The sequence below is a fragment of the Inquilinus limosus genome, from assembly GCF_051487185.1.
GTDB classification, from domain to species: domain Bacteria; phylum Pseudomonadota; class Alphaproteobacteria; order DSM-16000; family Inquilinaceae; genus Inquilinus; species Inquilinus limosus_F.
The window spans coordinates 47,817-61,625 of record NZ_JAHVDK010000027.1 but is presented as its reverse complement, the minus strand read 5'-3'; the positions used below and the strand labels follow the sequence as shown (position 1 = coordinate 61,625).

Annotated in this window: 12 protein-coding genes; all 12 read left to right on the top strand. The window is 70.7% G+C overall.

Translation table 11 applies throughout. The annotated features are described in order from the left end of the window. Nucleotides 1-23: 23 nt before the first annotated feature. Nucleotides 24-1,463, top strand: a complete 1,440-nt coding sequence (locus tag KXR53_RS26685) for an extracellular solute-binding protein (RefSeq protein WP_437378342.1) — start codon at nucleotides 24-26, stop codon at nucleotides 1,461-1,463. A gap of 119 nt (nucleotides 1,464-1,582) precedes the next feature. Further along, nucleotides 1,583-2,506 (top strand): carbohydrate ABC transporter permease, encoded by a 924-nt coding sequence (locus tag KXR53_RS26680; RefSeq protein ID WP_437378341.1) that lies wholly within the window; start codon nucleotides 1,583-1,585, stop codon nucleotides 2,504-2,506. A gap of 12 nt (nucleotides 2,507-2,518) precedes the next feature. After that, nucleotides 2,519-3,364: a carbohydrate ABC transporter permease gene (locus tag KXR53_RS26675; protein WP_437378340.1), complete on the top strand. Its 846-nt coding sequence runs from the start codon at nucleotides 2,519-2,521 to the stop codon at nucleotides 3,362-3,364. 5 nt (nucleotides 3,365-3,369) lie between these two features. Beyond that, entirely contained in the window at nucleotides 3,370-4,452 is a 1,083-nt protein-coding gene (locus KXR53_RS26670; RefSeq protein ID WP_437378339.1) for an ABC transporter ATP-binding protein, read from the top strand. A 9-nt stretch (nucleotides 4,453-4,461) separates the two neighbouring features. Continuing rightward, nucleotides 4,462-5,619, top strand: a complete 1,158-nt coding sequence (locus KXR53_RS26665; protein ID WP_437378338.1) for an ABC transporter ATP-binding protein — start codon at nucleotides 4,462-4,464, stop codon at nucleotides 5,617-5,619. Between the two features lie 8 nt (nucleotides 5,620-5,627). After that, entirely contained in the window at nucleotides 5,628-7,187 is a 1,560-nt protein-coding gene (locus tag KXR53_RS26660; protein ID WP_437378337.1) for an FGGY-family carbohydrate kinase, read from the top strand. After that, a complete protein-coding gene (locus KXR53_RS26655) occupies nucleotides 7,184-8,221 on the top strand; it encodes a 2-hydroxyacid dehydrogenase (protein ID WP_437378336.1) in 1,038 nt (345 codons plus the stop codon). Before KXR53_RS26660 ends, KXR53_RS26655 begins: the two co-directional genes overlap by 4 nt. Nucleotides 8,222-8,241: 20 nt before the next feature. Next, nucleotides 8,242-8,898 carry a class II aldolase/adducin family protein gene (locus KXR53_RS26650; protein ID WP_437378335.1) on the top strand — a complete coding sequence of 219 codons (657 nt, stop codon included), beginning with the start codon at nucleotides 8,242-8,244 and terminating at the stop codon, nucleotides 8,896-8,898. Between the two features lie 6 nt (nucleotides 8,899-8,904). Then, entirely contained in the window at nucleotides 8,905-10,440 is a 1,536-nt protein-coding gene (locus tag KXR53_RS26645) for a glycerol-3-phosphate dehydrogenase (protein WP_437378334.1), read from the top strand. A gap of 183 nt (nucleotides 10,441-10,623) precedes the next feature. Continuing rightward, a complete protein-coding gene (locus tag KXR53_RS26640; protein ID WP_437378333.1) occupies nucleotides 10,624-11,676 on the top strand; it encodes a class II aldolase/adducin family protein in 1,053 nt (350 codons plus the stop codon). A gap of 2 nt (nucleotides 11,677-11,678) precedes the next feature. Continuing rightward, on the top strand, nucleotides 11,679-12,947 hold the full coding sequence (locus KXR53_RS26635; protein WP_437378332.1) for an FGGY-family carbohydrate kinase: 1,269 nt from the start codon (nucleotides 11,679-11,681) through the stop codon (nucleotides 12,945-12,947). After that, on the top strand, nucleotides 12,947-13,804 hold the full coding sequence (locus tag KXR53_RS26630) for a TIGR01459 family HAD-type hydrolase (protein WP_437378331.1): 858 nt from the start codon (nucleotides 12,947-12,949) through the stop codon (nucleotides 13,802-13,804). Before KXR53_RS26635 ends, KXR53_RS26630 begins: the two co-directional genes overlap by 1 nt. Nucleotides 13,805-13,809: the final 5 nt, after the last annotated feature.

Sequence of the window (13,809 nt, the reverse complement as noted above, 5' to 3'; positions counted from 1 at the left end):
AGAACACCATGGGAGGAAACGAAATGGAGAAGCGCACCACCGACCTGTTCGACCTTCATGCCGCCGGCCGGATCTCGCGGCGGGAGCTGATGACCGGCGCCGCCAAGCTGGGCCTCGGCGCCGCCGCGGCCGGATTCCTCTTGAACCAGGCCGGCACCAGGGCGCTGGCCGCGACCGGCCCCGACTTCAAGAAGTTCGCCGGCAAGAAGATCAGCCTGCTGCTGAACAAGCATCCCTATACGGATGCGATGATCGCCAATCTCGACAACTTCAAGGCCCTGACCGGCCTCGACGTCGGCTACGACGTGTTCCCGGAGGACGTCTATTTCGACAAGGTCACCGCCACCCTGTCGAGCAAGTCGCCGCAATATGACGTGTTCATGACCGGCGCCTACCAGACCTGGCAATACGGCCCGGCCGGCTGGCTGGTCGACATGAACGAGTACATCAAGAATCCCGATCTGACGGCGGCAGCCTACAACTGGGACGACCTGCTGCCCGGCCTGCGCGCCTCCACCGCCTGGTCGGGCGTGCCGGGCGAGCCCTTGGGCGGCAGCGGCGCCAAGCAATGGGCCGTGCCCTGGGGCTTCGAGCTGAACAGCGTCGCCTACAACAAGCGGATCTTCGACGCCGCCGGGATGAAGCCGCCCAAGGATCTGCCGGAGATGGTGGATCAGGCGGCGAAGCTGAGCGCCATGAACAAGGGCTTCTACGGTGTCGGCGTCCGCGGCAGCCGCAGCTGGGCGACGATCCACCCCGGCTATCTCTCCGGCCTGACCAATTACGGCGGCAAGGACTTCGAGGTCACCGACGGCAAGCTGAAGGCGGCGATGAACAGCGCCGAGGCCAAGGAGTTCACCAGGCTCTGGATCGAGATGATCCAGAAGGGCGGGCCGAAGAACTGGACCACCTACACCTGGTATGAGGTCGGCAACGATCTGGGCGCCGGCGCCTCGGCCATGATCTTCGACGCCGACATCCTGGGCTATTTCCAGAACAAGGGCACCAAGGAGGCCGGCAACCTGGCTTACCACGCCTTCAGCGCCAAGCCGGGCGCCCCGGCGCCGACGCCGAATGTCTGGATCTGGTCGTTGGCGATGAGCGCCTTCTCGCAGCAGCCCGAGGCCGGCTGGTACTTCGTGCAATGGGCCAGCGGCACGGAGCACACCACCTTCGGCGCCACCAAGGCCGATCTGGTCAATCCGGTGCGCCAGTCGGTCTGGGACAATGCCGATTTCCAGAAGCGGCTCAACGACTATCCGGGATATCTCGACCAGTACAAGGCCTCGGCCGCCGGATCGAAGATCTACTTCACCCCGCAGCCGCTGTTCTTCAACCTGACCACGGAATGGGCGGCGAGCCTGCAGAAGATGTACGCCAAGGAGATCCCGGTCGACGAGGGCCTGGACCAGCTGGCCGAGTTCATCGACCAGCAGCTGCAGGACGCCGGCTTGGCCGACTGACGCCTCGCCCGCCGGGCCGGCCTTCGCCCCGCCGGCCCGCGCGGCAGCCCCGCCACCGCCGTTTCTCCCCCCGGCGGTGGCGGGGCCTCAGCGAAGGTTCCGACAGAGGATTCCGAACCGTGGCAACGATCACCGCCGACACCGCGCACCGAACGCGCCGACGCGCCGGGCCCGGCCTCCTGCCCTATCTGCTCAGCCTGCCCGCGCTGCTGGTCACGATCGGGATCCTGATCCCCTTCGCGACCGCCGTGTTCTATTCGCTGCAGCGCTACAACCTGGCCTTCCCGGCCGGGCGCCGGATGGTCTGGCTCGACAATTTCGTGGCGCTGTTCGGCGACGGCCGGTTCTGGAACACGATCCAGGTGTCGCTGACCTACACCGTGCTGACCGTGGGCCTGCAGCTGCTGCTCGGCCTCGGCATCGCCCTCCTCCTGGTGCGGCGCACCCTGGTCAACGACCTGATGAGCGTGCTCCTGATTCTGCCGCTGATGGTGGCGCCGGCGATCGCCAGCCTGATGTGGAAGCTGATGACCAACCCGAATTTCGGGATTCTCAGCTATCTGGTCAGCAGCCTCGGCTTCCCCGACTTCCGCTGGGCGTCGGACCCGTCGACGGCGATGTTCACCGTGGTCCTGGTCGACACCTGGGTCTACACGCCCTTTATCGCCATCCTGCTGCTGGCGGGCCTGCGCGCCCTGCCCCGCCAGCCCTTCGAGGCGGCGGAGCTGGACGGCGTGCCGCGCAGCTTCGTGTTCTTCCGCATCACCCTGCCGATGCTGCTGCCCTACATCCTCACGGCCAGCCTGTTCCGGATGCTGGACAGCATTCAGCAGTTCGACATCGTCTACGCCATGACCCAGGGCGGCCCGGGCGACCGGCTGATGCTGTTCCAGATCCGCGCCTATCTCGAGGCCTTCACCTTCACCAATATCGGCCGGTCGGCCGCGATCCTGATGGTGCTGTGGGCGATCACCTTCGCGCTCAGCAACCTGTTCATCAAGCAGTGGCTCCGCCTGCGCGCCCGCGCGCATGGCCGGGCCTGACGGAGGGACCCCATGACCTTCCGCCGGATCCTCCGTGGCGTGCTTCTGACCCTGGTGGCGCTGTTCTTTTTGTTCCCGCTGGTCTGGGTGGCGCTGATGTCGTTCATGACCAACGCCGACATCCTGCGCAGCCCGCCCAGCCTGGCCTTCACCCCGACGCTCGAGAACTACGCCGCCCTGGTGTCGGGCGAACTGTCGACCAATGTCGGCGCGCTGAAGATCGACTACATGCAGAACCTGCTGAACAGCCTGATCCTCAGCGCCTGCTCGGTGCTGCTGTCGCTGCTGCTCGGCGTGCCGGCCGCCTATGCCTTCGCCCGGTTCAAGTTCCGGCTGGGCGAGAACATGGCTTTCACCATGCTGTCCTTCCGCTTCGCCCCGCCGCTGCTGGTGCTGCTGCCGCTGCAGCTCTACTTCCAGGATCTCGGCCTCAGCGACACCTATGTCGGCCTGATCTGGGTGTACCAGCTGATCACCCTGCCGCTGATCCTGTGGATCGTGCGCGGCTATTTCGAGGACATCAGCGAGGACATCGAGAACGCCTATCGCCTGGACGGCCATTCCTGGCTGCGCACCTTCCTCAAGGTGGCGGTGCCGCTGGCCCGGCCGGGCATAGCCGCCGCCGCCCTGCTGGCCTTCATCTTCGCCTGGAACAACTTCATCTTCGCGCTGATCCTGGGGTCGAGCGCGATCCAGCCCGTCACGGTCGGGGCGCTGGCCTTCATCACCGCCTCCGGCATCAATTACGGCCAGATCGCCGCGGCGCTGGTGCTGTCGATCCTGCCGACCCTGGCCCTCGCCCTCTACGCCCAGCGCTACCTGGTCGAGGGCTTGAGCCTCGGCGCCGTGAAGGGGTGACCGCCATGGCCTTCCTCGACATCGCCGGCATCGGCAAGAGCTTCGGCAAGGCACAGATCCTCGACGGCCTCGACCTCGCGGTCGAGAAGGGCGAGTTCGTGGTGGTGTTCGGCCCGTCCGGCGCCGGCAAGACGGTGCTGCTGCGCCTGATCGCCGGCATCCTGCAGCCGGAGGCGGGCGACATCCGCATCGGCGGCGCCTCGATCCTCGGCCAGGGGCCCGAGGCGCGGGACGTCGGCATGGCGTTCCAGAACTTCGCCCTCTATCCGCACCTGCCCGCCTTCGAGAACATCGCCAGCCCGCTGCGGGCGCGGCGGACGGCGGAGGCCGAGATCAGGCGGCGGGTGCGGGAGGTCGCGGAGCTGCTGCGCATCGGCCATGTGCTGGACCACCTGCCGCGCCAGCTCTCGAACGGGCAGAAGCAGCGCACCGCCCTTGCCCGCAGCCTGGTCTCCTCGCCCTCGGTCCTGCTGCTCGACGACCCGCTGCGCAACGTCGACGCCAAGATCCGCTACGAGATGCGGCAGGAGCTGCCGCGCCTGCTGCGCGCCGTCGGCGCCACCGTCCTCTACGTCACCCAGGACTACAAGGAGGCGATGGCGCTGGGCGACCGGGTCGGCGTGCTGCTGGACGGCCGCTTCCGCCAGATCGACAGCCCGGCTGGCATCTACGGCACGCCGGCGGACACGCGGATCGCCCGGCTGTTCGGCGATCCACCGATCAACCTGATCGAGACCGCGGCGCAGGACGGTCGCATCAGCATCGCCGGCACCGAGCTGCGAGTCCCGGGCGGCGCCCCGGCCGCCAAACCCTGCCTGGTCGGGCTGCGGCCGGAGGATGTCGAGGTGCGGTTCGAGCCGGCCGAGGATTCGGTGCCGGTGGACCTCGAGGCGGTGACGCCGCTGAACGTCCGCACCGTGATGCTGCTGCGGGCCGACGACGGCACCGAGATCCTGGCCAGCCGGCCGGAGGACCAGGGCGACGATCTGGGCCGCGGCCGGCGCCGCGCCTGGGCCCGACCGGACCTCGCCCGCGCGCTCTATTTCGACCGCGAGACCGGCGCCCGGCTGCCGGCCGTGACGGTCTGAGGACGACAGATGGCTACTCTGACGCTCGACGCCGTCTCCAAGATCTACGGGCCGCGCCTGGCCCATCCGATCCGCGCGGTCGATGCGGTGTCACTTTCCATCCGCGACGGCGAGCTGGTCGGCCTGCTCGGCTCCTCCGGCTGCGGCAAGACCTCGACCTTGCGCATGATCGCGGGGTTCGAGACCGTGTCGGAAGGCACCATCCGGGTCGGCGACCGCGTGGTCAACGATCTGCGCCCGGCCGAGCGCAACGTCGCCATGGCCTTCGAGGGCTATGCCCTGTATCCGCCGCTGACGGTGCGCGACAACATCGCCTTCAGCCTGCTGCGCGACCGCATCCCGAAGGCCGAGGTGCAGCAGCGCGTGGCGCATGTCGCGGCCCTCTTGGAGATCGGCGACATCCTCGACCGCTATCCGCAGGCGATCTCCGGCGGTCAGCAGCAGCGGGTCAGCCTGGCCCGCGCTTTGGTGCGGCGGGCGCCGCTGTCCCTGCTCGACGAGCCGATGTCGCAGCTGGAGCCGCAGCTGCGCGCCGTGCTACGGGCGCGCATCAAGGACTATTTGATCGAGCACGGCATGACGACGGTCTTCGTGACCCATGACCAGACCGAGGCTTTGGCGCTGGCCGACCGCATCGCGGTGATGGAGGGCGGCCGGCTGCAGCAATTCGCCTCGCCGGCCGAGCTGAAGCGGCGCCCGGCCAATCTGTTCGTCGCCGGCTTCATCGGCGAGCCGCCGATGAACCTGTTCCCGGCCCGGGTGGTGCGGGAGAACGGCGGCCTCGCGGTCGAGGTGCAGGGCGAGGACGGCGCGCCCGCCTTCCGCCTGCCGCAGGCCGGGCGCGGCCTGGCCGAGGGCCGGAAGGTCCATCTTGGCATCCGCGGCCACGAGATCCGCGCCTATGGGATTGGTGGGGGCGCGGCGCGGCCCGGCGAGACGGCGCTGCAGGGCACGGTCATCGCCAACCAGTGGCTGGGCGACCAGAGCCACATCGCGCTCGACGTCAACGGGGTCAGGCTGACCATCGTCACCGACCGGGCGCTGGCGGCCCCGGCCGACACCAGGCTGGCGCTGGCCCTGCCGGAATCGGCGCTGCACCTGTTCGACGGCGACAGCGAGATGGCGATCGCCCATGGCGGCCGCCCCGCGGTGGCGGTGGCGGCGTGAGCGGTGCGATGACGAAAGACGTCCTGATCGGCCTCGATTCCGGCACCTCGGTGGTCAAGGCCGTGGCCTTCGACCTGGAGGGCGCGCCGATCGAGCATGTAGCGCGGCCGAACACGACCATCCCGGTCGACGGCAGCGGCATGGAGCAGGAATTCGGCCGCACCTGGGACGATGCCGCCCTGGTGCTGCGCGAGATGGCGGCGAAGCTGGACGCACGCGGCCTGCGCGTGGCCGGCATCGCCGTGACCGGCCAGGGCGACGGCACCTGGCTGATCGACCGCGACGGTGAGCCGGTCGGCCGCGCCATGCTGTGGCATGACGGCCGGTCGGGCCCGATCGTGGCCGAACTGCACCGGAGCGGCACGGCCAAGGCGGTGCAGCGCTTCACCGGCACCATGCTGAACATGTCGAACCAGTCCGGGCAGATCCTGTGGCTGAAGCGGCATCGGCCGGGGGCGGTGGCCCGCGCCGCCACCGCCTTCCACTGCAAGGACTGGCTCTACTTCCGGATGACCGGCGAGCGGGCGACCGACGTCTCGGAAGGCACCTTCACCTATGGCGACTACCGCACCCGGCAATACGCGCCGGAGGTGCTGGAGCTGTTCGGCCTCAAGGACGAGGCCCGGCTGCTGCCGCCGATGGTCGACGGCACCCGGCAGCACGCGGCGCTGACGCCGGTCGCTGCAGCGGCGACCGGCCTGCCCGCGGGCACGCCGGTGGTGCTGGCCCCGGTTGACCTGCTGTGCGGCGCGCTCGGCGCCGGGCTCTACGATCCCGAGGGCCGCGCCGGCTTCACCGTGATCGGCTCGACCGGCGCCCATATGCGCCTCGTCTTCGGGGCCGACCGGGTGACCCTGGGCGAGGAGGTCGGCTACACCATGCCCTTCGTCGCCCCGGGCAGCTACGTCTCCATGGTCTCGAACATGGCGGCGACGCTAAACATCGATTGGCTGTGCGGCGTGATCGAGGAGGTGGCGGAAGCCGCCGGAGCAACGCTGCCGAAGCGATCCGACCTGATCCGGCTGCTCGACGGCAGGGCCGCGGCGGCGAAGCCGGGCCGCCTCCTCTACCACCCCTTCATCGCCGAGGCCGGTGAGCGCGGGCCCTTCGTCGACAGCGCCGCCCGCGCCTCGATCATCGGCCTGTCCGGCACCGCCGGCGCCGGCGACCTGTTGCGGGCGATCTATGAGAGCCTCGGCTTCGCCAGCCGCGACTGCTACGAGTCGGTCGGCGGTACCCCGGCGGAGATCCGCCTGGCCGGCGGCGCCGCGCGCAGCGCCACCTGCCGCGGCATCCTCGCCGCCGCCACCAACGCGCCGGTCCGCCTGGTGAAGCGCGAGGAGGTCGGCGCCGCCGGGGCGGCCATGGTGGCGGCGCTGTCGCTTGGCATCCTGCCCGATATCGACGAGGCCTGCCGCCGCTGGGTGGCGCCGCTACTGACCGAGGCCGAGCCGCCCGACCCGGCGCTGGTCTCGCTCTACGACCGTCTGTTCCCGCAATACCGAACCAGCTACCGGGCGCTGCGCCCGGTCTGGCATGCCCTGGAAGACCTGAGGACCCGAGGATGACCCGACGCATCGCCGTCATCGGCGACCGTTTCATGCTGCCGCGCCTGTTCGTCGAGGCGCTCGAGGCCATTCCGGCCGCGCTCGACATCCGGACGCTGGAGCAGCCCTGGCCGGACGAGCCGATGGTGCACGGCTATGCCGGCACCGGCCTCGAAGGGCTGAAGGAGTTCATGGGCGATCCGGACGAGATCGTCGACTTCATCGGCGACGCCGAGATCCTGGTCACCCATCTGGCGCCGGTCTCGGCCAGCATGCTGGAGCGGCTGCCGGATCTGAAGCTGATCGGGGTCAGCCGCGGCGGGCCGGTGAACATCGACATGAAGGCGGCGAAGGCGCACGGCGTGAAGGTGGTGAACGCCCCCGGCCGCAACGCCAGCGCGGTGGCGGAGTTCACCATCGGTGCCATCCTGGCCGAGACCCGGCTGATCACCCGCGGCCACACTTCGCTGTCCCAGGGCGTCTGGCGCGGCGACCTGTACCGCGCCGACATCACCGGGCGCGAGCTGTCGGAGATGACGGTCGGCGTGATCGGCTACGGCCATGTCGGCAGCAAGGTGGTGCGCCTCTTGAAGGCCTTCGGCTGCCGCATCCTGGTGACCGACCCCTATGTCCAGCTCGACCCCGCCGACAGCGCCGACGGCGTCCGCCAGGTGCCGCTGGAGACGCTGCTGGCCGAAAGCGACGTGGTGACCCTGCATCCGCGCGTCACCGCCGAGACCACCGGCATGATCGACGCGGAGGCCTTCGCCGCGATGAAGGACGGGGCGATCTTCGTCAACACCGCCCGCGGCCCGCTGGTCGACTACGACGCGCTCTACGACGCGCTGGTCAGCGGCAAGCTGCGCGGCGCGATGCTGGAGACCTTCGCGGTCGAGCCGCCGCCGGAGGACTGGCCGCTCCTGAAGCTGCCCAACGTCACCCTGACCCCGCACATCGCCGGCGCCTCGGTGAAGACCGTCACCTACGCCGCCGGGCTGATTGCCGAGGACGTCCGGCGCTATTTGGCCCGCGAGCCCCTGCTCCGCCTCTGCTGACCCCTTGCACGGATTCCGCCATGACCACCGAGATCGAGCTGCGCACCAGGATCGTCGAAGCCTGCCGGCAGATGAACGCCAGCGGGCTGAACCAGGGCACCTCCGGCAACATCAGCGCCCGCTGGGGCGACGGCATCCTGGTGACGCCGACCGGCGTGCCCTATGACGAGATGGCGCCGGACGACATCGTCGCCATGACGATGGACGGCAACTGGGAGCACGGCGAGCACCGCCCGTCCTCGGAATGGCGCTTCCACCTCGACATCCACCGCCGCAAGCCGGAGGTGAACGCCGTCGTCCACTGCCACCCGATGTATTCGACCATCCTGGCGATCCGGCACATGGAGATCCCGGCGCTGCACTACATGATCGCGTGCGGCGGCGGCAATTCGATCCCCTGCGCGCCCTATGCCACCTATGGCACGCCGGAGCTGTCGGAGCATGCGATCGCGGCGCTGAAGGACCGCACCGCCTGCCTGCTCGCGAACCACGGGCTGATCGCCACCGGCCCGACCCTGGGCAAGGCGATGTGGCTGGCGGTCGAGGTCGAGACCCTGGCCAAGCAGTATGTCTATTCGCTGATGCTGGGCGGCCCGATCTGCCTGCCGGCCGAGGAGATCGACCGGGTGATCGAGAAGTTCAAGGATTACGGCCCGCGCCCGAAGCAGGCGGCCTGAGCGGCGATGGCGGCAGCGACCAAAAACGGCGCCGTCATCGACCTGCTGGTGGTCGGCGGCGGCGTGAACGGCACCGGCATCGCCCGCGATGCCGTCGGGCGCGGCCTGTCGGTGCTGCTGTGCGAGAAGGGCGACCTGGCCGAGGGCACGTCGAGCCGCAGCGGCAAGCTGGTGCATGGCGGCCTCCGCTATCTCGAGTATTACGAGTTCCGGCTGGTGCGCGAGGCGCTGATCGAGCGCGAGGTGCTGCTGGCGGCGGCGCCGCACATCATCTGGCCGATGCGCTTCGTGCTGCCGCATGACCGAGGCCTGCGCCCGGCCTGGCTGCTGCGGCTGGGGCTGTTCCTCTACGACCATCTCGGCGGCCGCAAGCGCCTGCCGCCCTGCCGCGGCCTGAACCTGCATCGAGATCCTGAGGGAAAGCCGCTGCAGGACCGGTTCAGCCGCGGCTTCGAATATTCCGACTGCTGGGTCGATGACGCCCGCCTGGTGGTGCTGAACGCGATCGGCGCGGCCGAGCGCGGCGCCGAGATCCTGACCCGCACCGAATGCGTGTCGCTGCGCCGCCGGGACGGGCTGTGGCACGCGGTGCTGCGCCCGGCGGGCGGCGGGGCGGAACGCCACGTCGTCGCCCGCGCCGTCGCCAACGCCGCCGGCCCCTGGGTCGACCGGGTGCTGACCGGCGCGGCCGGCCTCGCCTCCAGCAAGAAGATCCGGCTGGTGCGCGGCAGCCATATCGTGGTGCCGAAATTCTATGACGGGCCGCAGGCCTATCTGGTGCAGAACACCGACAAGCGGGTGATCTTCATCAACCCCTACGAGCACGGATACCTCCTGATCGGCACCACCGACATCCCGCAGGCCGGCGACCCCGACCGGGTGGAGGTCGATCCCAAGGAGGTCGAGTATCTCTGCGGCGTCCTCAATCGGTATTTCCAGAAGCAGATCGGGCCGCAGGACGTGGTGCACTCCTTCGCCGGGGTGCGGCCGCTGTTCGACGACGACGCTGCCAGCCCCTCGGCCGTCACCCGCGACTATGTCTTCGACGTCGATGATGACGGCGGCAGAGCGCCGATCCTCTCCGTGTTCGGCGGCAAGATCACCACCTTCCGCAAGCTGGCCGAGCACGCGCTGGACCGGCTGAAGCCGTTCTTCCCGGCGATGGGCCCGGCCTGGACCGCCTCGGCGCCGCTCCCCGGCGGCGACATGCCCGATTTCGACCGCTGGCTGGTGGAGTTCCGCCGGCACCATCCCTGGCTGCCGGAGGAGCTGGCCCTGCATTACGGCCGGCTCTACGGCACCCGGGCCGACGCCCTGCTCGACGGCGCCCGGTCGCTGACCGATCTCGGCCGGCATTTCGGCGCGCTGCTGTACGAGCGCGAGGTCGCCTGGCTCCGCGCCCAGGAATGGGCCGAGGACGCCGAAGACATCCTGTGGCGCCGCACCAAGCACGGGCTGCACTTGTCGCCCGCCGAGACCGCGGCCTTCGCCGCGTGGCTGGACGCCGCACCGGCCCCGGCCGCGCAGGCCATGAGCCGGTGAACAACCGATGGGCCGGTGCCGCCCCCTCACCCGGAACCGCTGTCGCGGTTCCGACCTCTCCCCGAGGGAGAGGTGTGTTTTCCCTCTCCTCGGGGAGAGGGAGGGGCCCATTCGCGGCAGCGAATGGGAGGGTGAGGGGGTGAGCCCGCGCCGACTCAATCCAATGTCCGCAGGGCTCCACCAATGACCTTCGACCCGTCGACCGACCCCGAGTTCCGCGCCCTGCGCGCTCTCTCCGCCAGGCTCGGCCGCGACCCGGACCGGGTGCAGGCGGCCGGCGGCAACACCTCGCTGAAGCGTGGCCGGGTGATGTGGATCAAGGCCTCCGGCACCTGGCTGGCCCGGGCCGAGGAGGAAGAGATCCTGGTGCCGGTGCAGCTGCACCCGCTGCTGCGGGCGATGCACGAGGGCGATCCGGCCGCCGAGACGGCCCGAGACTTCGTGGTGGCGGAGCACAATCCCCGCGGGCTGCGGCCGTCGATCGAGACCACGGTGCATGCGGTGCTGCCCTTCACCGTCGTGCTGCACGTGCATTGCGTTTCGACCATCGCACTGGCGATCCGGACCGACGCCGAGGCCCGCCTGGCCGAGCGGCTGGACGGGCTGCTCGGCGTCGACTGGATCTTCGTGCCCTATTGCAAGCCGGGCCTGACCCTGTCGCAGGCGATCCTGGCGCGGCTCAAGCCCTCGACCAATGTCGTGGTGCTGGGCAATCACGGGCTGGTGGTGGCGGCGGACGGCGTCGCGGCGGCGGGCAAGCTGCTGGACCGAGTCTGCGCCGCCCTCGCCCTGCCCCGCCGCCCCTGCCCCGCGGCGCAGCCGGATGCCCTGGCCGAATTCGTCCGCGGCACGCCCTACCGGCTGCCGCAGGACCCGGTCGCGCATGACGCGGCGACCGATCCGGACAGCTTGGCGCTGGCCACCGCCGGCGCCTTCTACCCGGACCATGTGATCTTCCTCGGCGCCGCCCTCGCCACGGCCGAAACGCCGGCCAAGCTGGAGGCGCTGGCCCGGCAGCCCCGCGCCCCGGCGATCGTGGGGGTGCCCGGCCGCGGCGTGGTGCTGCATGAGGGCGTGCTGCGCGGCGCGGACGAGATGGCGCGCTGCCTGGCCGATGTCGCCGGGCGGGTGCCGGCCGAGACTTCGGTCCGGCCCTTCACCCGGGCCCAGGTGGATGAGTTGACCCAGTGGGACGCGGAGCAGTACCGGCAGTCCTTGAGCCGGCGGGAGGCGTGATCATGGCGGAGACCGCACGCGCGATCGGCATCGATATCGGCACCTCCGGCGTCCGGGCGGTGGCGGTGGACGCCGCCGGCCGTCCGGTCGGCCGCGGCACCATGGCGACCGACAGCCCCGGACTGGACCAGCGCGACCCCGAGACGTGGTGGCTGGCCACCGTCGCGGCGCTGCGCCGGCTGGCGGCGGAAGCCGACCTGTCCGGGGTCGGCGCCCTCTCGGTCGACGGCACCTCCGGCACCGTGCTGGTGACCGACGTGGCGGGGCGGCCGGTTGGGTCGGCGCTGATGTACAACGACCCCTGCCCGGACGAGGCGGTGTCCGCCCGGATCGACACTGTGGCGCCGGCCGGCAGCGCCGCCCGCGGCCGCAGCTCCGCCCTCGCCCGCGCGCTCGTCCTGCTGCGCCGGCCGGGCGCCGTGCGGGTGCTGCACCAGGCCGACTGGATCGCCGGCCGCCTCTCCGGCCGCTTCGATGTGACCGACGAGAACAACGCGCTGAAGACCGGCTACGACCCGGTGGCGCGGCGCTGGCCGGACTGGATCTTCGGCCTCGGCATCGACCCCGCCGCCCTGCCGCGGGCGGTGGCGCCCGGCACGCCGGTCGGGCCGATCGGGGCGGAGGCGATCGCCCTCGGCCTGCCTGCCGAGGCCGTGGTCGTCGCCGGCACCACCGATGGCTGCGCCTCCTTCCTCGCCACCGGGGCGGATGCGGTGGGCGACGCGGTCACAGCGCTGGGCTCGACCCTGGTGATCAAATTATTGTCCGACCGACCGGTCGATTCTCCGCAGCACGGCGTCTACAGCCACCGCATGGGCGACCGCTGGCTGGTCGGCGGCGCCTCCAACAGCGGCGGGGTCGTGATCGCCCAACTCTTCGGCCGCGACCGGCTGCCCGATCTGACCGCGGCGCTGCGGCCGGACCGGCCGACCGGCCTGTCCTACTACCCCCTACCCCGCCCGGGCGAGCGCTTCCCGGTCGCCGATCCCGGGCTGGCGCCGGTGCTGGAGCCGCGGCCGGACGACGAGGCGGTGTTCTTCCAAGGCGTGCTGGAGGGCATCGCCGGGATCGAGGCCCGCGCCTACCGCCTGCTGGCGGAGCTGGGCGCCCCCGCCGTGACCTCGCTGCGCAGCGTCGGCGGCGGCGCCGCCAATGCCGGCTGGACCGAGATCCGCCGCCGGCTTCTGGGCGTGCCGTTCCTGCCGGCCTTGTCGGAGGACGCGGCAGAGGGTACAGCCCGGCTGGCCCTGGCCGGACTTGGAGGACATTGATGCCGGAGATCGGCGCGATCGAGCGGGTGGAGGGGATCGGCGAGCTGGCCGAGCGGTTCAGCACCTTCTTCGTCGACCAGTACGGCGTGCTGCATGACGGACGCCACCCCTATCCCGGCGCGGCCGCGGCACTGCGCCGGCTGAAGGAGGCCGGCCGGCACGTGGTGCTGCTGTCCAATTCCGGCCGCTCCGCCGCTTACAACGCCCGGCGGATGGAGACACTCGGCTTCGCCCGCGACAGCTACGACCATTTCGTCACCTCCGGCGACGTGGCGCTGGCCCTGCTGGAGAGCGGCGCGCTGCCGGTGGCGCCGGGCAGCGGCGCCCGCTGCCTCGTCATCTCCAGCGGCGAGGATCGCGGCTTCGCCGAGACGCTGGGCTTCGCCGAGGCCGAGACCGGCGACGCCGCCGACCTGGTGATGATCGCCGGCAGCCGGGGGCATCTCGTGCCGCTCGAGACCTATCGCGAGTTGCTGGCCCCGGCCGCCCGTCGCCATGTGCCGGCGCTGTGCACCAACCCCGACAAGATCATGCTGACCCCGCTGGGCCCTGCCTTCGGCGCCGGCCGCATCGCCGAGATGTATGAAGGGCTCGGCGGCACCGTCACCTGGGTCGGCAAGCCGCATCCCTTGATGTACCACCACGCCGCCGCGACCGCCGGAGTCGAGCGGCCGGATCAGGTGGTGTGCGTCGGCGACAGCGTCGAGCACGACGTCGCCGGCGCCCGCGGCTTCGGCGCTGCCGCCGCCCTGGTGCGCACCGGCATCCATGCCGGTATGGGCGAGGATGAGATGGCGCGGGAGTTCCAGGCCGTCGGTTGCGCGCCGGACATCCTGCTGCCCTCGTTCCGCTGGTAAGCCCG